General features: G+C 47.3%; 14 protein-coding genes. 9 read left to right on the forward strand and 5 right to left on the reverse strand.

The features are described 5' to 3' along the window. The first annotated feature begins 544 nt into the window (after positions 1-544). The 4 genes from ON05_RS00665 to ON05_RS00680 all read left to right on the forward strand — a co-directional run bounded on the left by ON05_RS00665 (position 545) and on the right by ON05_RS00680 (position 6,135). Positions 545-1,732, forward strand: a complete 1,188-nt coding sequence (locus ON05_RS00665; RefSeq protein WP_010480619.1) for a sigma-70 family RNA polymerase sigma factor — start codon at positions 545-547, stop codon at positions 1,730-1,732. Next, positions 1,729-2,865, forward strand: a complete 1,137-nt coding sequence (locus ON05_RS00670) for a DUF1822 family protein (protein WP_010480618.1) — start codon at positions 1,729-1,731, stop codon at positions 2,863-2,865. The genes ON05_RS00665 and ON05_RS00670 overlap by 4 nt, the downstream gene beginning before the upstream one ends. A gap of 74 nt (positions 2,866-2,939) precedes the next feature. Beyond that, entirely contained in the window at positions 2,940-5,420 is a 2,481-nt protein-coding gene (locus ON05_RS00675; RefSeq protein ID WP_010480617.1) for a CHASE2 domain-containing protein, read from the forward strand. Between the two features lie 46 nt (positions 5,421-5,466). Further along, a complete protein-coding gene (locus ON05_RS00680; RefSeq protein WP_010480616.1) occupies positions 5,467-6,135 on the forward strand; it encodes a COP23 domain-containing protein in 669 nt (222 codons plus the stop codon). Positions 6,136-6,358: 223 nt separating this feature from the next. On the opposite strand, the gene ON05_RS00685 is transcribed toward ON05_RS00680, so the two are convergent. From ON05_RS00685 to ON05_RS00705, 5 genes are all read right to left on the reverse strand, one after another. Further along, the gene (locus ON05_RS00685; protein ID WP_010480615.1) at positions 6,359-6,796 is read right to left on the reverse strand and encodes a universal stress protein; all 438 of its coding nucleotides are present in this window, start codon (positions 6,794-6,796) and stop codon (positions 6,359-6,361) included. 55 nt (positions 6,797-6,851) lie between these two features. Next, positions 6,852-9,584, reverse strand: a complete 2,733-nt coding sequence (locus ON05_RS00690; RefSeq protein WP_010480614.1) for a cation-transporting P-type ATPase — start codon at positions 9,582-9,584, stop codon at positions 6,852-6,854. A 253-nt stretch (positions 9,585-9,837) separates the two neighbouring features. Then, positions 9,838-10,341 carry a universal stress protein gene (locus tag ON05_RS00695; RefSeq protein ID WP_010480613.1) on the reverse strand — a complete coding sequence of 168 codons (504 nt, stop codon included), beginning with the start codon at positions 10,339-10,341 and terminating at the stop codon, positions 9,838-9,840. Positions 10,342-10,599: 258 nt separating this feature from the next. After that, a complete protein-coding gene (locus ON05_RS00700; protein WP_010480612.1) occupies positions 10,600-11,712 on the reverse strand; it encodes a cell wall metabolism sensor histidine kinase WalK in 1,113 nt (370 codons plus the stop codon). Next, positions 11,706-12,422, reverse strand: coding sequence for a response regulator (locus ON05_RS00705; protein WP_010480611.1), 717 nt, complete (start codon positions 12,420-12,422; stop codon positions 11,706-11,708). The genes ON05_RS00700 and ON05_RS00705 overlap by 7 nt, the downstream gene beginning before the upstream one ends. A 475-nt stretch (positions 12,423-12,897) precedes the next feature. On the opposite strand from ON05_RS00705, the gene ON05_RS00710 reads away from it, so the two are divergent. The 5 genes from ON05_RS00710 to ON05_RS00730 all read left to right on the forward strand — a co-directional run bounded on the left by ON05_RS00710 (position 12,898) and on the right by ON05_RS00730 (position 23,063). Next, entirely contained in the window at positions 12,898-14,145 is a 1,248-nt protein-coding gene (locus ON05_RS00710) for a transposase (RefSeq protein ID WP_262561000.1), read from the forward strand. Further along, positions 14,096-15,091, forward strand: coding sequence for an IS4 family transposase (locus tag ON05_RS00715; RefSeq protein ID WP_262561002.1), 996 nt, complete (start codon positions 14,096-14,098; stop codon positions 15,089-15,091). Before ON05_RS00710 ends, ON05_RS00715 begins: the two co-directional genes overlap by 50 nt. Positions 15,092-15,124: 33 nt before the next feature. After that, the gene (locus ON05_RS00720) at positions 15,125-15,463 is read left to right on the forward strand and encodes a transposase (protein WP_071826412.1); all 339 of its coding nucleotides are present in this window, start codon (positions 15,125-15,127) and stop codon (positions 15,461-15,463) included. 110 nt (positions 15,464-15,573) lie between these two features. Next, a complete protein-coding gene (locus ON05_RS00725; RefSeq protein WP_010481923.1) occupies positions 15,574-19,611 on the forward strand; it encodes a serine protease in 4,038 nt (1,345 codons plus the stop codon). A gap of 323 nt (positions 19,612-19,934) precedes the next feature. Beyond that, complete coding sequence (locus tag ON05_RS00730) at positions 19,935-23,063, forward strand: serine protease (protein ID WP_262561003.1); 3,129 nt, start codon at positions 19,935-19,937, stop codon at positions 23,061-23,063. Positions 23,064-23,089 lie beyond the last annotated feature (26 nt).

The raw sequence follows: 23,089 nt of genomic DNA on the forward strand, positions 1-23,089 counted from the left end.
GAAAGGGGTGTTCATTTGATGTGATTTGAGGAAGTCTCCCTTACTATCCTCAGTCAGCTCGCAACGGTAGCTGGTTAGTAATATAGTGCCAACCCAGACGCCATTAGCTAACGGTAGAAATACTGAAGTCTATGGTTTCCAGGGGTTTTTCCGTATAACTATGGAGAGATTTAGTAACGTGGGTCAGCCGTCTTCCGTATATCTGAGGACAGATCAGGTTGTTTATATTCATATAACAACCCACTTTTCAGTTAATCCCCTTTTTAAACATCATCCAAAGCAAAATTATTTATATTTTCTAAATGTTTATGCGTTTACTTCTCAAAATATTTCGTCAATAAAGAAAATAGACTCCACTAAATAGTCCGGTGGTGAATGGACAGATAGAAGCCCCCTGCCCAGGGAAGTACCAACAGGATTCCTTCTACAAGGGATCAGTATCATGGGGTAAAAACGGAGTATTCATCAGTCCATCTTGCATATTGTGATTAGGACCAACGATACTCTTCAAGAATGACGCCCCCATAACGTTTCTTGACTGTTTATGGATAAAAGAGAGAGTCTGATTGAGCAATTCTCCACCTTTATTGCGTGGTCGGAGGAACGGTTCCAACGCTGGCAAACTGATCCACGATTAAGCCGTCACATGGGAAAAAGTCTCCAACGGGTGAGTAGTGGCGAAAGTCAATACTGGGTCGCTTACTGGCATCAGCAATGGCAACAGCACAACCAGGCGATCAGCCGAGATCATCTATATGCCTATCTCCAAGAGCCTTGCTATCGGGTTGCAGCTCAACTTTGGTCAACCTATCAACATCGCAATGATCGGCCATTGTTCGATTTGTTTAGCCAAGGCGTGCTGTGTTTCCAGAAATTATTGGCCTCCTTCAACCCCATCCTTAATCCCAACTTAGGGGCCTATGCGAGCTTTTTTCTCAAATGGCGCATTCTGGATGAACTCCGTCGTCTGGATAAAAGCTATGGCCATACTCTTTGGAGTTTGTTGCTACACACGAGCGAGACCCGCGTCCGTAAAGCCTTAATCGCGATGGGAATCCAGGGCTCACTGCTGGAGTGTCATCTACAGGCCTGGGATTGCTATGTGGAGCTTTATAAACCAGCAAAAATTAAACGAGAGAGAAAAACGCAAGCCCCCTCTCCAGAAATATGGTCAGATATTGTGGCTACCTACAACCTCTTAATGCCGCACCCTCAAGAGCTTGAGACCATCCAACAATGGGTCAAAACGAGTGGTCAAGCGGTCTTTCGATACATGGCTCCAGCCGAAGTCTCTATCAACCAGCCCCTCTCTACGGAAGGGCAACAGGAACTGATTGATGTGATTGCAGCCCCAGACGCCCCAGAGAGGGCTGACTCCCTTCACGATTATGGTGCGATTCATACCAAAATCTTGGCTTGGTTGCGGGAAGAATGGCAGGGTTTAGACCTCAAAACCTATCGCTTAAATGTCCACACTAAAACGATCGTTCAGCTTTACTACGGAGAAGGGCAAGAACAAAAAGACATTAGCCAACAGCTAGGCATTAATCAATCCACTGTGTCCCGTACCCTCAATAAAGTGAAAACCATTGTGACCGATCGCTTTCTGGAATGGTCTAGGGATCATCTGCATATTTCTCTACAGGTCAACGATGTTGAAACTATTAATGCAGCAGTGAGCCAATGGCTATGGTCTATTTGTCAAACCCAGTCAGGAGGCAACGAATCATGAGTTCCTATGATTTGACTTCTGAGCATGTTTGGTTAGAACTTCCTGAACCTTTGATCCATTCCAACGAGACCACAGGGACCCTCTCCCCACAGATTGAAGACCTTATGGCGCTAAATCAAATCTGTGAAACAGTGGTTTTGCCCTATTTCCGGGAATACTTTCCGAATGCCAAGGGACTGGACCAACAGCATGAGCGGTGGCAGTTGGGACTGAATGGTGTTGGGATTGAGTCTGACAATTTCCGTTTTGTTTGTTTGCCCAGTAAAGCTTGGGATTTAGACGGAGTACAAGTTCCCAAAGAATGGGTCGATAGTCCCGATTTGGCAGCTGATTATTTCGTAGCGGTCCAGGTGGATTTAGAGGAAGGGAGATTACGGTTATGGGGGGTGACCACGCATAAAACCGTGAAGGAAGAGGGGCAGTTTACCCCCAGAAATCGAACCTATAGGCTGGAGCGTGAGCAGTTAACCGAAACCCTAAATTTATTGTGGTTACAGCAGAAGTATTTTCCTGAGACCCAAGTTAGGGGCGAAGTTGCAGCCTTAACTGCCCCAAACTTAGATGAATTGACTCATGCATGGGACTTGCTAAGGGAAACCCCACTACCTTTTGTAGCCCGACGCATTAGCTTTAATACTTGGGCCAGCATTCTCGGAAATCAGCAATGGCGACAACATGCGATCGCACTCTCGCAACCACAGCCCCCAATTCCTCACGCCATTCAGCTCAGCCAATGGTTGAATCATCAGTTTGAACAAGGCTGGCAGGCCATCAATGAGCTGATTGCCCCCCAGCTGGTTGGGGCTTTTATGGATACCCAAATCAAACGGGCCAAACTCATCGATTTGGGGGTTGAGTTAGGGGGCTGCCAGGTGTCCCTGATGATGACGATTTCTGCCACGGAGTCGGGAATCAATCTACAGGCCAGTGTCTATCCCACCGGTGAACGGTTGACTTTACCCCCTCATTTACACCTAAAAATTCTGACGGATTCAGGAGACGTGTTTAAGGAAGTGATTAGCCGCAGTGATGATGAATTTATTCGGTATCGTTTTGATGCATCAACGGGCGATCGCTTCACAATACAGGTCAGTTTAGGGACAGCTTCGGTATCTGAAGCCTTTCAGGTATAGACCTAAAGATAAAATATGGGTCAACCCTATCATTTTAGAAATCCTCTGTTTCAGGTTCGAGAATCATTAAATCTATGACGAAACTGCTAATTCTGGAATTGGATGGTGATTTCGAACAGGGATTTCGTGTCAAACTTGAGATTCGAGAAAACTTGCAGTCCCTTCCCCAAACCGTTGTTCGGGGAAAATTACCCAGTAATTCGGCTCTATTAGCCACTTATCGCCAGTGGCAACAACGCTACGCCAGCCTAGAAAGCTTATTCCGAGCTTTAACCCACAGCGACCCGGATCAGATTACCCATAGTTCGGATCGAGAAGATGCGATCGCAGCCTGTCACACCACTGCATCCCAAGTTGAGCAACAGCTGAACCAGTGGCTCAATACCGGGGACTTAGAAGAGATTCGCCAAGCCTTGTTAATGGCAGGACAGCAGGCTTGTCTGTGGATACAGACTGACAATGTCTGGTTACAACGACTGCCCTGGGAGAGATGGGCTGTGGTGGAAAAGACCGAAGCCACCGTTGCCTTGGCTTTAAATCAATACACCACCGTCCCCAGATCCAGCCATCACCCAGGTAAGATTCGAATCTTAGCCATCCTGGGCTATGCCACAGATTTGCAGCATTTACCCGAAGACCAACAATTACTGGACCAGATTGCAGGACAAGCCGGAGCCGAAATCGTCTGGCAGACTGCTCCGACTCCACAGCAGCTCAATCAATTGCTGCGTCAAGATCGCTGGGACATCCTTTTCTTCAGCGGACATAGCGCCAGCTCAGAAGATGGCAAACGGTTTGCGATTCAGCTGGATGAAACAGAGCAACTCGCGATTCCTGATTTTCGATTTACGCTGCGAGAAGCAGCCGCCAAAGGATTACGCCTTGCCATCTTTAATTCCTGTGATGGCATTGGCTTAGCCCATCAACTCGCCGCTGAGAAAAACATCGCTTTGCCTCATTTGGTCTTTATGCGCGAGAAGCTCCCGGATGCTATCTCTCCTAAATTCCTACGGGCTTTTTTAGACGCCTTTACTCAAAATCAATCCCTCTATCGTTCAGTCCAGCAAGCCCAACGCATTTTGCATGATGACTGGGAGAAAACATATCCCTGCGCCAGTTGGCTTCCGGTCGTCTGTCCCAATCCCACAGAAGAACCCCCAACCTGGCAGTCTCTCCAGCCCAGTCCATCTCCCCCTAAACGTCTGCGTCTGGGAATTGCCCTCAGCATTAGCCTAATCGTGGCAGCAGGGGTGATTGGCATCCGTGAACTGGGGTGGATGGAATCCATCGAGCTGCAAACCTATGACCTGATGTTTCGATTCAAGCCCAAAGAAAAATGGGATGAGCGTTTTTTAATCATCACCATTGATCAACAGGATATGCAGTTTCAAGACCAGCAAGGGTTGGAGCGATCCATCATTCCAGGAACCACCCAACGACGGTCCCTCTCTGGCAAAGCTCTTGCTCAATTACTAGCAAAATTGCAAACCTACCAGCCCAGCGTGATTGGTCTAGATATTCTGCGCCCCATTCCTGCCTCCAGTCCAGCTTTAGCCCATCAACTGCGTCAGAAAAACTTTATCGGTATTTGCACCCCCAGCCGTCCTGCAGATGCGTTTGCGGGCATCGCCCCACCCCCAGAAGTGCCGCTGAATCAAATTGGCTTTAGTGATGTTCCTCTAGATTACGGAGCAACACCTAGTCAGGACATTGTCCGAAGATATCTCTACCAAGCCAGTTTTGATCCAGGGTCACCCTGCCTGTCACCTGGAGCCATCCAGGACTCTCGTACAACAACGTCGTTGGATCAATGTCAATTAGAGGACTATGCCTTTAGCTTTGGATTGCTGATTGCCAAGCAATACCTACAGTCCCAGAACAAAGACTTTGACTGTCAAAACTTCCAGCGAGGGGACTTAGAAGTGAGTGTCGGGGACGCTCAACTTGGCGACTGGCTCCAGCAAAGCACTGGGCCTTACCGCAGCCAGCAAGGAGAAGCTCTGGCAGGTCGCCAAATCATGCTCCACTACCGACGCCTATCGGATACCCCCCGAGGGGCAGTCACCAAAATTTCACCGCAAAAATCCCTGCGGCAGGTTCTCTCCCCTACCTTTAATGGCGAATCCGTTCGAGGCAAGGTTGTTCTCATTGGTGTGACTGAACCGGGGAAAGATGATTTCCTTACCCCCTTAAGCCCAGGGGCGATGGTTCCAGGGGTATATTTACATGCTCACGCCACCAGTCAGCTCTTGAGCACCATGCTAAACGGACGGCCTGCCATCGTCTTTTGGCCGACCTGGGTAGAAACCCTGTGGATCGCAGTTTGGGCAAGTCTCGGTAGTATGAGTCTCTCGACTTTATCTTCTAGCAGGATAAAATGGGCCTTACTTGGCTGCATATTCATTTGTTTAGGGGGAATATGCGCGGTTCTGCTCTATGGAGGCGGCCTATGGGTACCTATTATCCCAACAGGCGTTGCCTTTGTAGCGACCGCTATAGGGGGGCTGGCGATTCGGTCTTTGCCCCGTGCATATGAGAACATCACGCAACGATAAGACAGTGAAGCTGACCCGCTCACCAAATTCAAGGAGATACCACCTTATGACGCATCATCTTTGGCATTGGGGCTTAACCAGTACAATGGCTGTCACCCTCTCTTTGAGCAGTCTGCCAGCTTGGGGACAAACCCCTGTCTCTCAAGCACAAACAGCTTCTCCCGATCAAGTGACCTTTTTTTGCAAAGAGGTCTATGACCCAGCCAGTGGTTCTAAGATTCCAGCTACCCTTGTTTGGATTCCCCAACGGCAAGGTAATATCCGCATTATTGGTTGGAAGTCTGAGTTTTTCTCTCGGTTTGGCTGGAATCCCCAAAAAAGATGTGCAGCAGTAACTCCCAAATTCCAGCAGTTTTATGACGCCAAACAGCTGAAATATCTGACAGCAGGGTATTCCAATGGCTATCCCATTGTCTGCGCTCTGGCCCAGGAGAACGATACCTGCACAAGCAGTCGCCAACTGTTTACCATGAAGCCCCACGATAATCCCAATCAGCTACTGCACCAGCTGATGGATATTCTTAAGGGCAAGACGGCTGATATGCTGCTGCAAAATTCTGGCGGAGAGACCTTAGTTCCTGTTCCAGAGTTATTTCGTCGCGCTCCCATTACCGATCGCACCCCGCCGCGTCGTCGAAAATCCGCAGGAACTCAAATGAAGTCTACTCCAGGGGACGGATCGCTATCCCAAGCTCAAGAGTCGGTCTCCCCCTAGCTCTGTGCATGATCACTGCAAACAAAACGAAGAAAATTTTCCCGATAGCAACATAGCCTTCCAGGAAAAACAGTAAAGTATAGGGCTGAACGCGTTTGATTGAGCTACTTCCAACCCCCCTGGCCAAAGATTTATCTTGGTCCACATTATTCAGATATCTTACCTATGGCAACTGTTTCTATGAGCGAATGTTCCAGGGGTAAATCTTAATCGTATTTGACTCCTAATTAGTTTTTGTAGGAATCACTAACACAGGGATCTTCGAGTCCTGTATGACCGCTTGACTTGTGCTACCCAAAATGAGCTGTTTCATCATGTTTTTACCATGAGAACCCATGACGATAAGGTGCGTTTTGAGGCGTTGAGCTTCTGACAAAATTGTGTCGGGGCAATATCCCTGAATTAGTAAAGCTGTACAGTCAATTTGAGCATTTCGCATCTCTGTTGCTATTGCTTGTATAGCTTTATGTTCTGCGTGAAACTCCTGAGCTACTGCATCCCTAATATACTGAGGACCATCTGCATATCCAATAAACTCTGGTTCAGGATCTGCAACATGTAATAGCCAAAATTTCACATGCGGTAAATTGAACAGCTCTTCTACCTGTTTCACAATTTCTTGAGAGGATGGGGAAAGGTCCAATGCAACTAATATGTTCATCCCAATACCTCATCAAGTATTCAACAGTAATTCAATTGAAAGTGGCTATCCATCATTATGATGGATCTATCCAGTTAGCCAAGGCTGCCATGGGTATCATGGGTAACATCGGTAACAAGCAAATAAGCCATTGCATCAAGGTTAAGGGAGCGGTCTCAAAAAGCTGGTTCATCACAGACCACTGACTGAAAAGGAGTTGAAGAGCCACAGCTCCAACAATACCCATTACCAAAATAGGAGTATGGGTAATCGATAAGTCCCGATGGCAAATAGAGTTGAACAAACTCAGACCCAACTGGCTAATACTAAGAAGATAGACGATGCGAGCAGCGACGAGGGCTTGGATGGCCATTGTTCGAGCTACGGTGATATCGCTTCCAGTGGATTTAGCCCACTCAAATATACCGAAAATCAGAATCCAATTAAAAAGTGAAACCACCAAAATCCGGCGTAATAATTTTCCTGTAATTAAGGGCTCGTTGGGATTTCGTGGAGGCTGCTGCATCAACCCCTTTGACTTCGGCTCAAAGGCCAAAGGTACTGTCATTGTTAGAGAGTTGATCAGGTTTAGCCACAAAATTTGGAGTGAAAGGATGGGCAAATCCCTTGCCAGGAGGGCACTAATCAAAATGGTCATCGATTCACCTCCGTTGACAGGCAGGAGAAATGCGATCGCTTTTCGCAGATTCTGATAGACGGTACGCCCTTCTTCCACAGCCGCCTCAACGGAGGCAAAGTTATCGTCAGTGAGGAGCATATCAGCCGCTTCTCTTGCTACCTCAGTACCGCCTTTTCCCATCGCAGTCCCGATATCAGCCTGTTTGAGAGCAGGCGCATCATTCACACCATCGCCTGTCATAGCAACAATTTCACCTTTAGACTGAAGTGCTTCAACCAATCGCAGCTTTTGGGTCGGAGCAATTCTGGCAAAAACATCTCCCTCTTCAACTGCCTGGGCAAGCTGATGATCATCCATACTGGCTAATTGCTGCCCCCCAAAGGCCACCACTTGCTCAGCCTTTTGAATTCCCATGCGCTGAGCAATGGTCCGAGCGGTCGCAATATGATCTCCAGTAATCATTTTTATCTGGATCCCAGCCGCTTGACAGGCATGAACAGCAGCAATAGCCTCTGGGCGAGGTGGATCAATCATCCCCTGTAATCCTAAAAAAATGAGGTCTGATTCAATATCTTCATGATCAATCGAATGCTGATGGATATGCATTTCTTTTTTTGCAAAGGCAAGCACTCGCAATCCTTGCTCTGCCATTATTTCAACCGCCTTCTGAATTCGTACAGCGTCCAGAGCCATCGTTTGACTATCGCGGTCCATCATCCGGGAGCACCGACCCAATAGTGCCTCTACGGATCCTTTGATATAAATGACTGGGGAGACATGATCATGCAAGGTTGCCATATATTGATATTGGGATTCAAAGGGAATCCCATCTAATCGAGGTTTTGATGCCACTAGACTGGCTTGGTTGAGACTGGCTTTAGAAGCTGCCGTAATCAGTGCCCCTTCTGTCGGATCCCCAACGACTAACCAATCATCTCCTGTTTGTCTAAGCTGGGAGTCATTACAAAGCACTCCAGCTATCAGACACTCTTCCAGAGGTGGTGGTAACTGATATTCGAGCCACTTCTTACAATCACTAGGGTCTGTAGCACTAATGTCTCCTTTGGGACTATAGCCACTACCACTCACCTCGAAATGCATTCCTCCCGCATAAATTGATTGGACAGTCATTTGATTTTCAGTTAATGTTCCAGTTTTATCCGAACAAATAACAGTTGCGCCTCCCAGTGCCTCAACTGCTGGCAGCTTACGAATAATTGCATGCCGGCGTGCCATCCGATTAACCCCAATCGCCAAAGTAATCGTGACAACAGCAGGCAACCCTTCTGGAATGGCACTGACAGCTAGGGCAACAGCAGCCTCAAACATATAAATCCAAGACTCTCCTTGCTCTAACCCAATAACAAAAGTTAGGGTTGCTAAGGTCAAAATTCCATAGAGCAAAATTCGGCTAAACTTAGTAAACTTGCGGGTCAAGGGCGTACTTAGGTTAATTCTATGCATCATGGATTGAGAAATCTGCCCAACTTCTGTTGCATCTGCAGTAGCAACAACAATCCCAGTCCCTTGCCCAAAAGTAATGAAACTGCCTGCAAAGGCCATATTGGTTCGCTCTGACAATGAAATTTCTTCTGGTAAAGATTGGATAGATTTATCCACAGGCACAGATTCCCCAGTCAATGCCGACTCATCAGCCTGCAAATTTTTTATGCTTATAAGTCTCAAATCTGCTGGTACTTTGTCCCCAGATGTCAATAGAACAATATCGCCAGGGACGAGGTCCTGGGAGGGAATTCGTAGCGTTTGTCTATCACGTAGAACCGTGGTTTCGGTGGTTACGACCTTGGCTAATGAAGCGATCGCACCCTCTGCTTTCGCTTCTTGCACGTAACCAATGACAGCGTTAATTACCGTCACCCCCCAAATCACGGCGGCATTAGTCCAAGATCCTAAAAATGCCTTAACTCCCCCTGCAATCAACAGAATATAGAGAAGTGGCTGATTAAATTGCAATAGAAATCTCAACCAAATAGGTTTTCCAGGTTTTATGGGGAGCTGATTCCAACCATAAATTTCATAGCGATTGGCAACTTCCTCTGAAGTTAACCCCCATTCAGAATTACTATCAAAGAATTCAATAGATTCCGTCACAGAAAGTTGATAATAAGAGCGAGATGGGTTTTCAACTGGCTCCATAGTTTTTAGCATTTTAGATAGCTCTCCTAATTAAGCATCGCTCCTCATTTCCAGGAGTTTTGTGCTACTCAGTTTTAGGATGTAAAATCAATGATATTTCGTGATCTCTTTATAAATTCACTAAAGCCCACTTTTGCGAAAATCGGGCTTTAGAAATCCGCTTATGGAGAAGGCATGCATTAACTTTAAATCTCAAATAAAAGTTAAGCCGCCCAGAGCAAAGCTTTCATACGAGTCAAATACACTTCCCATAAAGGGGGGTTCTTTAAGCTTTATTGTCTTGAACGACCAATACTGAGCAGTGTGCATGATGCAACACATAGTTACTCACACTGCCAATAAAAAGCTCTGCCAGACCTGAGTGACCTTTACGTCCCATGACAATTAGATCAATTTGCCACTCATTTGCCAAGGTACAAATTTGATATCCTGGTGCTCCAAAAACAGACTCACAGGTAGCTAATACGCCTCGCTGAGTTGCTTGTTGATAATATTGCAAAAGCCACTCATTAGCTTGTTCAATCTGAGTCTCCCATTTTTGTTGAGCGAACTGTAAATCAGCGTCATCATATGGAGTAAAATAATTAGCGCCTTTGGTGGTTCTTGTTTGTGAAGCAGTTAATAAACTAGACCGCTGCATTGAAGTTTCTACACAATGGAGTAGATATAGTTTTGCTTTGTGGAATTGAGCAGTTTCTAGAGCCTGCTCGAAGACAACCCCACCCGAGAATGAGGTATCAATTGCTACTAAAACACGGTTGTAACTCATGTAAATCTTCCAGTTTTTACACAAAATTCTTGATGGCCATCAGGAAATCAACCCTAGAACTAGTTATCCAATAGTTCTTCAGTAGAAGAGGTTGAAAACTAGAGAGTGATGATCCTCTTTACTAATTTCTATGGATAAAATAGTAGCGATCATACACACAGCAATCACCAATGATGGCATTGGAATTTCCAAATGGCATATTAGGCAAGTAATTAGCGTATAAACCACGTGTGGCAAAGTTGTGTCAAAACTACCGATTTATTGTGTCAACGAAGATACCGTTAGAGGGAGTGAAAACTGAAACTTACTCCCGATACCTAACTGGCTATCGACGTTAATCGTCCCACCCTGCAGTTCTACTAGGCGCTGTGTAATAGCTAATCCTAATCCAGTTCCACTTGAATGACGGGTGCGGGAATGTTGCGATCGCCAGAATCTGTTAAATACATGAGGTAAATCTTTCGGAGCAATGCCTAAGCCTGTATCAGCTACCGTAACCCAAGCATTCCGATCATCTCGTCGGACTTGCACCACAATTTGCCCCTGTTCTGTGTAGCGAAGGGCATTGCCAACAAGATTCACTAAAATTTGTTCTGTGCGATCAGGATCCACCCAAACTGGAGGTAAGTTAGATGGACAGTCTAAGGCCAGAGTGGGGCCATCTTCTCTCAATTGAGTTGAGAGATTTTCGCTGACGTGTAGTAAAAGTGAATTTAGAGAAATTGATTGTAAATGCAGTGGCAAATGTCCGGCTTCTGCTTTTGAAAGTAGCTGCAAATCCATGACTAATCGTTCAACCCGCCGCACTTCTTTGATCAAGCGATCCAATAGATCCGCAGTGGGAGGTATGCGCTCATCTACTATTTCTTCTAAATAGCCTCGAATAGTGGTCATGGGGGTGCGCAATTCATGAGCCAAATCGCCAATCAGCTCTCGGCGTTTTTGTTCAACCTGCTCTAAACTCATGGCCATGCGGTTAAAACTTCGACTGAGCCGATTGATTTCAGGAATAGAGCTAGTAGGTAAACGAATATCTAACTGCCCATCTGCAAATTTTCGAGTGGTCTGTTCTATCTGAATGAGGGGAGCTGTAATTCGTCGAGCCACCCAATAGCTTAATAGAAGAGCAGCAGTCACACCTGAAAGAATGGACCAAATCATACTGATGTGCCAAGCAGTTTCGAATTCTGCAATCAGAATGGACTTTAATTCAGTAATTTCGATTTGGCGCTGCACTAACTGATCAAGATCTTCGTTGAAACGGTTAAAGGAGGTCAATCGGTTAATAATGATGTAAAAATCCAGGCTGATGAACATTACCAGCATATGAGAGAAAAACAATCGCGACTTCAAACCAATTGTTTTTAGCATGGCCCGTCTTCAAACTTATACCCCACTCCCTGAATTGTTTTAATAAATTGAGGTTGGGTAGGGTTAACCTCAATTTTCTTGCGCAACCGAGCAACCTGCGTGTCCACAACGCGATCGTCTCCAAAAAAATCATTGCCCCAAAGATTATCAATGAGTTGAGTACGACTCCAGGCCCGTCCAGGGTAACTCAGGAAAGTTTGCAGAAGCTTAAATTCAAGACTTGTTAAATCCAGCATCTCAGCCTCTTGACCTGACAGATGCCTTTGCGCGATATGGTGCTCAACATCAACGGTGAAAGATCCAGTTCTATAAAGTAAATGGTCAGATTGTTCACCCCGCAAACTCCGACGTAACAATGCTCTTACCCTAGCTATTAACTCTCTAGGGCTAAAAGGTTTCGTTAGGTAATCATCTGCTCCGGTTGTAAGGCCAATGATCCGGTCAAGTTCTTCAGCCCTGGCAGTCAACATCAGAATATAAGGATCCTTGGCGAGTGATTGCTGACGAATTCGGCTACAAACTTCCAAACCATCTAAACCTGGCAACATCAGATCTAATATGACCAAGTCTGGTTGCAGCATGGTTATAACCCGCAGCGCATCTGCCCCATTGCTTAAGGTTTCACATATAAACCCTTCAGTTTCAAGCATATTGCGAACCAGTTGAGCAATTTCTTTCTCATCTTCAACAATGAGTATGGTGGGTTTCATACTTGGATCAAAGAATGACTCTAATCTCCATGATGGCACGTCAAAATCTCTTTGAGAGAATGACTCCTAGCCATTCTCTCCACCAGTTTTTCATAGCTTATACGATGGAATGAATCAGCAATCAACTTCTGTAAACCACTTTTGAATTTGCTGTCATTCTCTTGATTCATCCATCCAATGAAGGAACGTTCTGGGTCATCTAACTTGATCTGTTGGTGAGTGAAAACAAATTCACCATACAAAGTCATACCGATCTGATCTAAAGACAGCAGCAGTTCTCTATCTCAAAGGTAATCGGACTGAAAGCTATGACCATGTGATGAGGCCGCTCAAAGGAGTAGAGTCGGCCAAAAAGTTTGCTGCATCTATTTAAAGTCTCACCAATTTACTGAGATGTTGTTAGTGTCCTGATTTATTCGCCATGGGCTGAGATAGCTGAAATGCTTTGATAATAGAGAATTCAGAGCACTCCTTTATGAACATTGCCCAACGCGAGCAGCAGATTATCCGCATCCAATCTCAAAGTTCCTATGCTTCTATTAACGAAGCCCTAGAATCAACCCTTCGTCTTGAAGCTAACCGAGTCACCCAGATCGCAGTAGAGTCAGCTCTAGACGAAGAAGTTCAAGCTTATCTATCAGAGATTCAAGGGGATCGACCTCGACGTTCAGGCTACTATCAACGGATCCTTGATACCCAGTACGGCAGGATTACTCAGCTGTCCGTTCCCAAACTACGGAAAGGGAATGCAGGCCGAGAGTGGCAGATTTTAGAGCGTTACCAACGAGCCCTTGGCAGCCTGCTAGAGTTTTGCCTAGGGCTGTATGTCATGGGCTTATCGCTTCGAGATCTGCAAGAAGCTCTCTATGAGATCCTGGGTGCAGTCTTATCCGTGAATGCCATTAACCGGATTACACTTAAAGCCCAGAAGCAGATGCTCCAAAGTCGTCAGACTCGTCTTGAGAAAACCCCTTTTATTTTGATTGTTGATGGGGTTTGGGCGAGTGTTCAATGTGCGTCTGAAGACTTTTGGGAAGACCAAGCTGGGCATATTCGGAAACTACGCCGTGCGGAAGACAGAGTCATCTTAGTGGCCATGGCGATATGGCCAAATGGGACACAAACTGTTCTCCATTATGAAATTGCTGTCCAAGAATCTGAGGCAGCTTGGCTACTGTTCTTTGAGCACCTGCGGCAACGAGGATTGCAAACCCATTTGGTGAAGCTGATTGTGAGTGATGGCACCACTGGGCTACCTAAGGTAATTCGCGCTCTGTTTCCCCTCGCGCAACATCAACGGTGCATTACCCATAAGGTTCGAGCGATGCTCCGGCATTTGGGCTATGAGCAATTGCCACACCTGGATGCTCAAGGACAAGAACTGTCCCACTCTGAAGCCAAGAAGCTGCGGTATTCCTGGAGGGGCGACATGCCCTGTGGACACCTTGCTTCTTTGGCTAATAATCAGGTAGACAAGAAAAAAGATGGGCTGAAAATGATGTCTCTCCAGCTCACCTTATTGACAATGATATTGCCACTATACCAACCCCATTTACGCCGTCAACTGTCTCCTGCCCAGTATCTTCTCCTTGAGATTCTGGTTCATCTTTTACAAACGCTTCGCTGTGTCAAAATCGAGACCCTAGCAGAAGGACTGCCACTGCCGATTCTATTTGAGAGTCGCCGAAAAAATACAACGGTTCTTCTCCTTACCGACCCTTGAACTTGAAACGCTTTGGCTACCGCTGGTTGAACTGTGGCTGAGCAAGCAGTACCCTCAAGGCTCCCAGCTTTATGTCGTCATCGACCGTACCAGTTGGGGTGTGATTAATCTATTGATGGTGAGCGTGGTCTGGCAACATCGCGCTATTCCCATATGGTGTGAAGCGCTCGCTAAAAAGGGCAGCAGCAACTATGACGAGCAAACGGCTATTTTGAGCAACGTCATTCGCCATTTATCCGCCTATCGTCTGGTTATCCTCGGTGACCGAGAGTTTTGTTCCGTCAAGCTCGGACAGTGGTTAGCTCAACAGAAGGTCCACTTTTGTCTGCGCCTCAAGCGGAATACCGAAGTGTCTATGGACCAGCAGTTTACTCAACAACTTCAACAGTTTGGCCTTGCCCCTGGTCAAAAGCTGTTTCTCAATGATGTACGCGTCACTCAGGCTAAAGGCTTTGGACACTTCAATGTGGCCGCCAAATGGAAACGACGCTATCACGGCTTTGCGCCTGATGAAGCCTGGTTTATCCTCACGAACTTCTGTGACCTCAACAGCGCTATCGTCAGCTATCAAAAACGCTTCTGTATCGAAGAAATGTTCCGCGACTTCAAACAGGGAGGCTATTGCCTCGAAGGCTCTCAAGCGATGGAAGAGCGTTTGGTTGCGATTGTCATTCTGATTGCCATTGCCTATACCAGTGCAGCCCTGCAAGGGCAAAGTCTTAAGCAAAAAGGACTCCAGCGCTACATTACTAGACCCGAATCTCCCACCTCACCGAACAAGCGTCATAGTGCATTCCGAGTCGGACTCTCTGCTCATCTGTGGGCGATAACAGGGGATGGAGTTCTGGCTCGATTGGTGGATGGGCTGATGAAACTCTCTCCCAATAAGCTACCTGAATATCAACGGGGGATGAGAGCGATGGAGCTTGTCTGTGCTGGGTTATAGTCGCCATGTCGCCCTTGCAGGCGGTATTCACAAATTAAACACGATGCCTATGCTATCTATAAAGCGCCAGACTGGGAAGAAGCTATTGTTGCGTTGCTCGTGTTTGCACAGAAATGGACAGACCTTGAACCCGATGCGGTCAGAACCTTTACCAAAGATTTTGCCCTGACCTTGAGTTTCTATGATTTTGATGAATCCATTCATTCGCTGATTCGTACTTCCAATGCGCTAGAACGGTTGTTCCGAGAATTCCGAACCAAAGCTGATGAGATTGGTGCTTTCCCCAATGAGGAGAGCTGTTTAGCGATTTTCTTCCTCGTCTCACGCAGAGATCATGCCAAGCATGATCGTCTCAATAACCATGGCGAATAAATCGGGACACTAACGAGATGTTGCATATTGAAAGCCTCGTCAACGATATACATCTAAATCTCTAGGTCACGTTTATCTTTACCATTGTTACGGTGAGTCATCCAAAGTCTATGTTGCAACGTTTTCTACCCGTTTTACCTTTTCTTGTGGATTTGCTACCCCTATTGATTTTATCGATAGCCCTCCGTCCTGCCGTCAGTGCAACGCTTCCTGCAACGCCTAATTTATCGACTGTTGCTCCCCTTGCCCAGGCCAAGCCCGACAACGCATTAAAGGACTACGCTCAAGAAATTACGGTTAGGATTCAGACTGACAATAATCAAGGTAGCGGCACCCTGATCGCCAAGCAAAATAATCAATACCTAGTGCTGACCAACGCCCATGTTATTCGTGGCGCAGCGTCTCTACAGATCCAGACCCATAACGGTCAAACTTATACGGCTAAAGCTCTAGAGAAACCATTTGCCGCCAAATACGACCTGGCGCTCGTTACTTTTGTCAGTAACCAAGCCTATACGCTGCCTGAGCTAGGCAACTTTACCCCTCGCAAAGGTCAATCGGTTATCAGTGCAGGCTATGCAGCAGACTCCCAACAATTTCACCTCAGTTCCAACCCAGTACAACAGATTCTCGAACAGCCCCTTAAGGGAGGATATCAACTGGGATATCCAGGAGACATCCAACAGGGCTTGAGTGGCGGGCCGATCATAGAAACCACGACAGGGGAACTGATCGGCATCAATGGTCAGAGTGCCTTCCCTCTAGTGGATGACTACAAAACTATAGATGGTCAAGTCATTCCCCCTGAAACGGTTCAGACCCTACGCCAACAAAGCTGGGGGATCCCCCTCCAAACTGTCCTGGCCCAAATTCAGCCAAGCCTGCTGGCAGCCTATGGTTTACCCCAACCCCTGGTGGCCTCAACAGTAAAAACGGCTCAGGCTCAAGGATGGGTCGCAGATTTGGAAGCTAGAGCGAAAACGTTCACCCTACAGATCAACAGCTCGACCGGGGCCAACGGTTCGGGAGTGCTCATTGCCAAGCAAGGCAAGACCTACACTGTACTAACCGCCAACCATGTGCTCTGCGAAACGCCCAATGGCAAACCGCCTTGTCCCCTGCAACAGTACGCTGTGGTTGCCCCAGATGGACAGATCTTTAAAGTCGATCCGCAAACTTTTCAGCGCCAAGAGGGGGTCGATCTCGCGATCTTTACGTTTACGAGCGATGCGGATTATGCCTTAGCCACCTTTGGAGATTACAACCCCAGAAAAGACGATGAAGTGTTTGTAGCCGGCTTTCCCAAAGTGAATCAATCCGCAGCCCGTTGGCAGTTCAACGGTGGCAAAGTATTCGATAAAACCGATGGATTTCTCAGCGTCAACAGCTATAGCGTCCGCCAAAATGACGCCGTCTTTGCCCTTCCCCAAGCCAGCTTTGGAGGGGGTTATGAATTGGTATATACCAGCATTACCTATGGGGGGATGAGTGGGGGGGTGGTTCTGGATCGTCAGGGTCAGGTGATTGGCATTCATGGCCTAGCAGAAGGGGAATCTGAAACCGAGAATCTAAAGATTCAGTTGGGGCTGAGTTTAGGTATTCCCACCAGTACAGTCTTAGGAACCCTGCCTAAGTTCAACCTCCCACCAGAACTCCTTCAGGTCAGTTCTATTGCACCGACACCCCTTTCGGCGGGCCAACAAACCCAGTGGCAAACCTCGGTTTTGCAGGTGGATGTGCCAACCAGCAACGCTAAAGCAGAAGTCTGGATTGAGCGGGGTAATCAGCTTTGGCGGCTGGAACAATATGCGGAAGCCCTAGCTGCGTTTGATCGGGCGATTCAATTGAATCCCTCTTTTGTCCATTTGGCTTGGTATGGCAAAGCCCTTGTGTATCGGTCTCAGGAAAACTTTCCTGCGGCTGAAATGGCTTTACGCAAAGTCCTTACCCTCAAGCCGAACTATAAGCCCGGATGGAAAGTACTGAGCGCGGTCTATCGGCTCCAGAAAAAACCAGAACAGGCTTTAACTGCCGTCAATTCAGGTTTAAAAATTGCGCCAACGGATGCTCAGTTGCTGAATGAGAAATATGTTGTTCTATCGGTACTTTATCGGTATCCAGAAGCTCTAACGGCCATTGATGCTGCGATCGCCCAGGCTCCTCGGGCAGCCTTTTATATCAATCGCGGCTGGGTGCTGATCAAGATGGACCGATACGAAGAGACGTTGACTGCCCTTAACCAAGCCATCGAGATCGATCCCAATATGGCCATTGCCTATACGAACCGAGGCGTGACGTACTCTTTTCTGAAACGTCCGAAGGAAGCGATTGCAGATCTTAAAAAGGCCATCGCCCTGGACTCGCAATATATCTCTGCCTATGGCGGCTTAGGGATGCTTTATCACTCCCAAGGCCGTTATCAGGAAGCCTTGGCTCAATTTAACCAAGGGATTGCCATTGATCCCAAAAATCCCATCAATTATTCGGGCCAAGGATTTGTCTATTTTGCCCAAAAACAATATCAAGCTGCGATCGCAGCCCATACCCAAGCCATTGAGCTAGAGCCTGACAGTGCCAATGACTACTTCAGTCGGGCCAATGTTTATATCACAACTCAGCAATACCAACCTGCGATCGCAGACTTAACCAAGGCCATCCAGCTGGCCCCACCTGATCCAATTTATTTCAACAACCGGGGCGATGCCTATGCCGCCTTGAACCAGCCAGAAGCAGCCCTCGCCGACTATTCCCAAGCCATTGCAGTGGACAAAAACAATACTCGGGCTTATATCGGTCTGGGGACGGTGTATCAAAGGACTCGCCAGTATCAACGTGCGATCGCGCAGTTTGACCAAGCCATTGAAGTCGCTGATTTCCCCCAACAATTAGAGACAGATAAAAAGTATAAGGGGTTGGCCTACTCCGCTCGTGGCTTTCTTTACAGCGACCTTGGCAAGCTGGAACAGGCCATTGCCGATTTTTCCCAAGCCATCGAACTGTCCCCTAAAGTTACCTATCTCTATCGCGCCCGCGCCCTGAATTACACAGCCTTAAACCGCTATCAAGAGGCCATCGCAGACTATACCCAAGCCATAGAAATTGCCCCCAAGGATTTATCCACCTATATCCAAAGGGGCAAGGTTTACCGCACATTAGGCCAGGAAGCTGAAGCCAATGCAGATTTTCAAAAGGTTCTGCAAACTGAACCGTCGGACAGTCAGGGGTATGAGGCCCGAGCCGATGTTTATAAATCATTAAAACGGTATCCAGAAGCCCTGGCTGACTATACCCAGGCCATTAAGTTAGCCCCCCAGACCCCCCTTCAACGAAGTTTGTTACATAGTAGCCGCGCCCAGATGTATGGCAATTTGCAGCAATATGAACAGGCCAATTCAGATTATTCTAAAGCCCTTGCCCTCCTTCCCAATCCCACCGTTCCCTTTGCGGCAGACTTATACATTGCTCGGGGCAATAACTCTTTAAATTGGCAACGCCAAGAGGATGCTTTGGCTGATTTCAATCAAGCCATTAACATTAATCCCAAAAATGTGATGGCCTATGTCGGTAGAGGTCGCCTGTCCTTGGGAACCCAGAAATATCAGGACGCCTTGGCTGACTTCAATACCGTGATTAAACTCAATCCAAAGCTAGGGTTTGTCTATGACTTTCGTAGTAGAACTTATCAGGCGTTAAACCGTATTGAAGATGCGATCACAGATGCAGATCAATGGATTGAACTCCAGGCCAATGCAGCCAGCTATACCCGTCGAGGCATTTTACATGTCTTAGGGGCCAATCCGTCCCTCGCTTTGAATGACTTTCAGCAGGCTATCACCCTCAATCCCAAAGCGATTATCCCGACCATCAACTTGGGGCTTATTTACTATGAGCAAGGGAATCGAAAGCAAGCGATTGCCCAATTCCGGCAAGCGATTGAACTTGATAGCTCTCTGGCAGAACCTCAGCTTGCTCTAGCTACTGCGCTCTACCCCAGAGATCAACAACAAGCGATTGCCCTAGCCCAATCGGCCCTCAAGCAAGATCCCAAATTCCGAGAAGTCGAATTTCTCAAGAAAAACCTTTGGGGCGATCAGTTAATCACTGAGGCCCAAAAGCTTTTGGCCGATTCGGCTTTACCAGCTCCTTAACTATTTTTTTCTCCAACTTAATGACGGAGCCCATCCCCTTTCTCTGATGAATGAAAAAGCCGTTAGCGTTAGGCAATCTCAGCTGATCCAAAAGCAGTCTATCCCCTCAAATATTTGGGGCTGTGATGGTTTCCAACGGGTAAATCAGACGATCTAAGAGTGATGGGTTGTGCATATTCACCCTAGATCTACACGATAGGGCATAAGACGTTCTACTGATTCCTACTACTATCTTGGCGAGTGATTATTAGCTTATGTTGCGATATTCTCTGTCCCTACTTCCGCTATTGCTGACATCCATGGTGATCAAACCTGCAATCAGCATGCCTGTCACCCCAAATGCCCCACTAGCCCCCCTAGCTCAAGCGAATCCCGGACAAGAGCAGGCCACTTACGCCCAAAAAATTAGCGTTCGAGTCAGCAGCAATACGAACCAAGGCAGCGGGACTCTCCTCAGCAAGCAAGGCAACACCTATCTAGTCCTCACCAATGCCCATGTGATTCGAGGTGCCCAAACCCTCAACGTCCAAACTCACGACGGCCAAACCCATACCGCTCAGGTTGTACCTAACTCTTTTCCCAACAACTATGACCTGGCCCTAGTCCAATTCCAAAGTTCCCAACCCTATACCCTCGCTGAGATTGGCACCTTTCAACCCAAAGTCGGCCAGCAACTATTTACGGGGGGGTACGCGGCTGAATCCGGGACCTTCTCTAGCAACAGTGGCCAAGTCCAGAAAATTCTACCCCAACCCCTCCAAGCAGGCTATCAAATTGGCTTTGATGGCAATGTTCCCCAAGGCGTCAGTGGCGGCCCCCTATTCGAAGCCACAAGTGGACAATTGATCGGTGTTCAAGGTCGCAGTGCGAATCCCCTGATTGATAACTATACCCAAGCCGATGGCACCCCCATCAGCCCTGAAGATAGGAAAAAACTGCGCCAGCATAATTGGGCCATTCCGATCCAAACGGTCTTAGCCCAAATTGAAACAAAGCTATTAATTGCCTACGAGCTGCCTACTCCTCAACAAGATACAAAGCTTGTTCAGCCCAACTGGACGGGCTGGCTAGCTGAACTAGAACAGCAAGCCCAACAATTCACGGTTCGTATCAACAACATGACAGAGAACACCAATGGGTCTGGGGTCATTATTGCCAAACAAGGCAACACCTATACCGTCCTGACCGCAGAGCATGTCCTCCACCAAAAACCAGGCACCCAGCCTAACTTCACTCTCACCACTGCCGATGGCCAAGACCATGCCCTGACCCCCAATCGCATCCGCCGACAGCCAGGGGTTGATTTAGCGGTTATTGAATTTGAGAGCAAAGCCAACTATGCCGTTGCAACTCTGGCAAACTATCGCCAAAGTAAGAATGATGTTGTTTTTGTTGCTGGGTTTCCCAAAATAGGGCAGACCGCCCCTCAATGGCTAATGAGTAGTGGCGGTATTTTTGAGCAAGAACAAGGTCGGTTCAATACCACCAACATCCAAATTACGGGCCGCACTCAAGCGGAAGCCAGTTCTAGTCTTGCCGTTACCCAAGGCAGCTTTGCTCAGGGCTATGACCTGCTGTACACCAGCATTACCTATGGGGGAATGAGTGGGGGGCCTGTTCTAAATTATCAAGGTCACGTTATTGGGATTCATGGCCAAGCAGAGGCGGAAGAATCTTCGTCTGGAGAGAGCGTGATTCAATTAGGGAATAGTTTGGGAATTCCTATCAATACATTTTTGGGATTAGCCTCACGACTGCAAGTTCCTCTCCAGAAGCAAGCAACGACACCACCCCCAACTTTAGATCAACAACGAAATTCAGAACGGCGACAGGCGTTATTGAATATAGCAATACCCACAGAAAACGCCGCTCCTGAGATTTGGATTCAGCGGGGAAACCAATTACGTCGATTGGGTCGTGATTCCGAAGCAATCGCAGCTTTTGAACGAGCGATTCAGTTAAATCGAGACTATGTGCATCTGGCCTATTTTGGCAAAGCCCAGGCATTAAGCAATCAAGACAAGCTGCAACTAGCCATCACGGCCCTCAAAGAGGTGATCCGCAGGCAGCCGAGCTACACGCCAGCTTGGGAATATCTAGCCAGTTTCCACCGCAAACAACAACAATATGAGCAGGCGCTAGAAGCGATTAATCAAGCGATTGAGCAACAGCCTCAAAATGCCAATTTGTATAGCGAAAAACATAGCATTTTGAGTGAGCTGGGGCGTAAAAATGAGGCATTAGCAGCAATTAACCAAGCCTTGAAATTGTCAGAACGAGCAGCGTTCTACCTTAACCGAGGCTTTACCTACTTTGGCTTAAAGCAATACCCCAATGCGATCGCAGACTCTGACAAAGCTATTGCCCTCAATCCTGAGTATGCGGAAGCCTACAGCAACCGGGGCAATGTCTACAGAGTCTTAGCGCAATACCCCCAAGCGATCGCAGACTTTGACAAAGCGATTAACCTCAATCCTGAGCTACCAGAAGCCTACTTTAACCGGGGCTTGACCTACTATGACTTAGCGCAATACCCCAATGCGATCGCAGATTATGACAAAGCCATTAACCTCAATCCTGAGTATGCGGAAGCCTACAACAATCGGGGCGCTACCTACACTAACTTAAAGCAATACCCCCAAGCGATCGCAGACTTTGACAAAGCCATTGCCCTCAATCCTGAGTATGCACTCGCCTACAACAACCGAGGCATTGCCAACGATGCCTTAGCGCAATACCCCCAAGCGATCACAGACTTTGACAAAGCCATTGCCCTCAATCCTGAGTATGCGGAAGCCTACAGCAACCGGGGCAATGTCTACAGAGTCTTAGCGCAATACCCCCAAGCGATCGCAGATTATGACAAAGCCATTGCCCTCAATCCTGAGTTTGTACTAGCCTACAATGGCCGGGGCTTAGCCTACCACGCTTTACAGCAATACCCCCAAGCGATCGCAGATTATGACAAAGCCATTGCCCTCAATCCTGAGCATGCACTCGCCTACATGCATAAAGGCACTACCTACAGAAACTTAAATCAATACTCCCAAGCAATCGTAGAGTACGACAAAGCCATTAACCTTAATCCTGAGTTTGTACTAGCCTACCAAGGTAGGGGCATTACTTACTTTGCCTTAAAGCAATTCCCCCAAGCGATCACAAATTTTGATGAAGCCATTAACCTCAATCCTGAGGATGCGATGGCCTACAATTTTCGGGGCATTGCCTACAAATTCTTAAAGCAATTCCCCCAAGCGATCGCAGATTATGACAAAGCCATTGCTCTCAATCCTGAGTATGCGGAAGCTTATCGAGATCGGGGGCTTGCCCATGCTCAGACAGGAAACATTACTCAAGCCAAACAGGATCTACAGAAAGCTGCCAAGCTTTTTCAACAACAAAATAGGCCAGAAGATTCTCAAAAAGTGATGCAACTTCTACAGCAGCTTTGAGATCCATCCAAAGGATCACACTTCCC

This window comes from Acaryochloris sp. CCMEE 5410 (genome assembly GCF_000238775.2).
GTDB lineage: Bacteria > Cyanobacteriota > Cyanobacteriia > Thermosynechococcales > Thermosynechococcaceae > Acaryochloris.

Bases quoted from the DNA above. Each gene is read 5' to 3' on its own strand.
- ON05_RS00695 (WP_010480613.1), bottom strand. From the start codon at position 10,341: ATGAGTTACAACCGTGTTTTAGTAGCAATTGATACCTCATTCTCGGGT.
- ON05_RS00665 (WP_010480619.1), top strand. From the start codon at position 545: ATGGATAAAAGAGAGAGTCTGATTGAGCAATTCTCCACCTTTATTGCG.
- ON05_RS00690 (WP_010480614.1), bottom strand. From the start codon at position 9,584: ATGCTAAAAACTATGGAGCCAGTTGAAAACCCATCTCGCTCTTATTAT.
- ON05_RS00670 (WP_010480618.1), top strand. From the start codon at position 1,729: ATGAGTTCCTATGATTTGACTTCTGAGCATGTTTGGTTAGAACTTCCT.
- ON05_RS00680 (WP_010480616.1), top strand. From the start codon at position 5,467: ATGACGCATCATCTTTGGCATTGGGGCTTAACCAGTACAATGGCTGTC.
- ON05_RS00705 (WP_010480611.1), bottom strand. From the start codon at position 12,422: ATGAAACCCACCATACTCATTGTTGAAGATGAGAAAGAAATTGCTCAA.
- ON05_RS00725 (WP_010481923.1), top strand. From the start codon at position 15,574: ATGTTGCAACGTTTTCTACCCGTTTTACCTTTTCTTGTGGATTTGCTA.
- ON05_RS00710 (WP_262561000.1), top strand. From the start codon at position 12,898: ATGAACATTGCCCAACGCGAGCAGCAGATTATCCGCATCCAATCTCAA.
- ON05_RS00685 (WP_010480615.1), bottom strand. From the start codon at position 6,796: ATGAACATATTAGTTGCATTGGACCTTTCCCCATCCTCTCAAGAAATT.
- ON05_RS00730 (WP_262561003.1), top strand. From the start codon at position 19,935: ATGCCTGTCACCCCAAATGCCCCACTAGCCCCCCTAGCTCAAGCGAAT.
- ON05_RS00700 (WP_010480612.1), bottom strand. From the start codon at position 11,712: ATGCTAAAAACAATTGGTTTGAAGTCGCGATTGTTTTTCTCTCATATG.
- ON05_RS00675 (WP_010480617.1), top strand. From the start codon at position 2,940: ATGACGAAACTGCTAATTCTGGAATTGGATGGTGATTTCGAACAGGGA.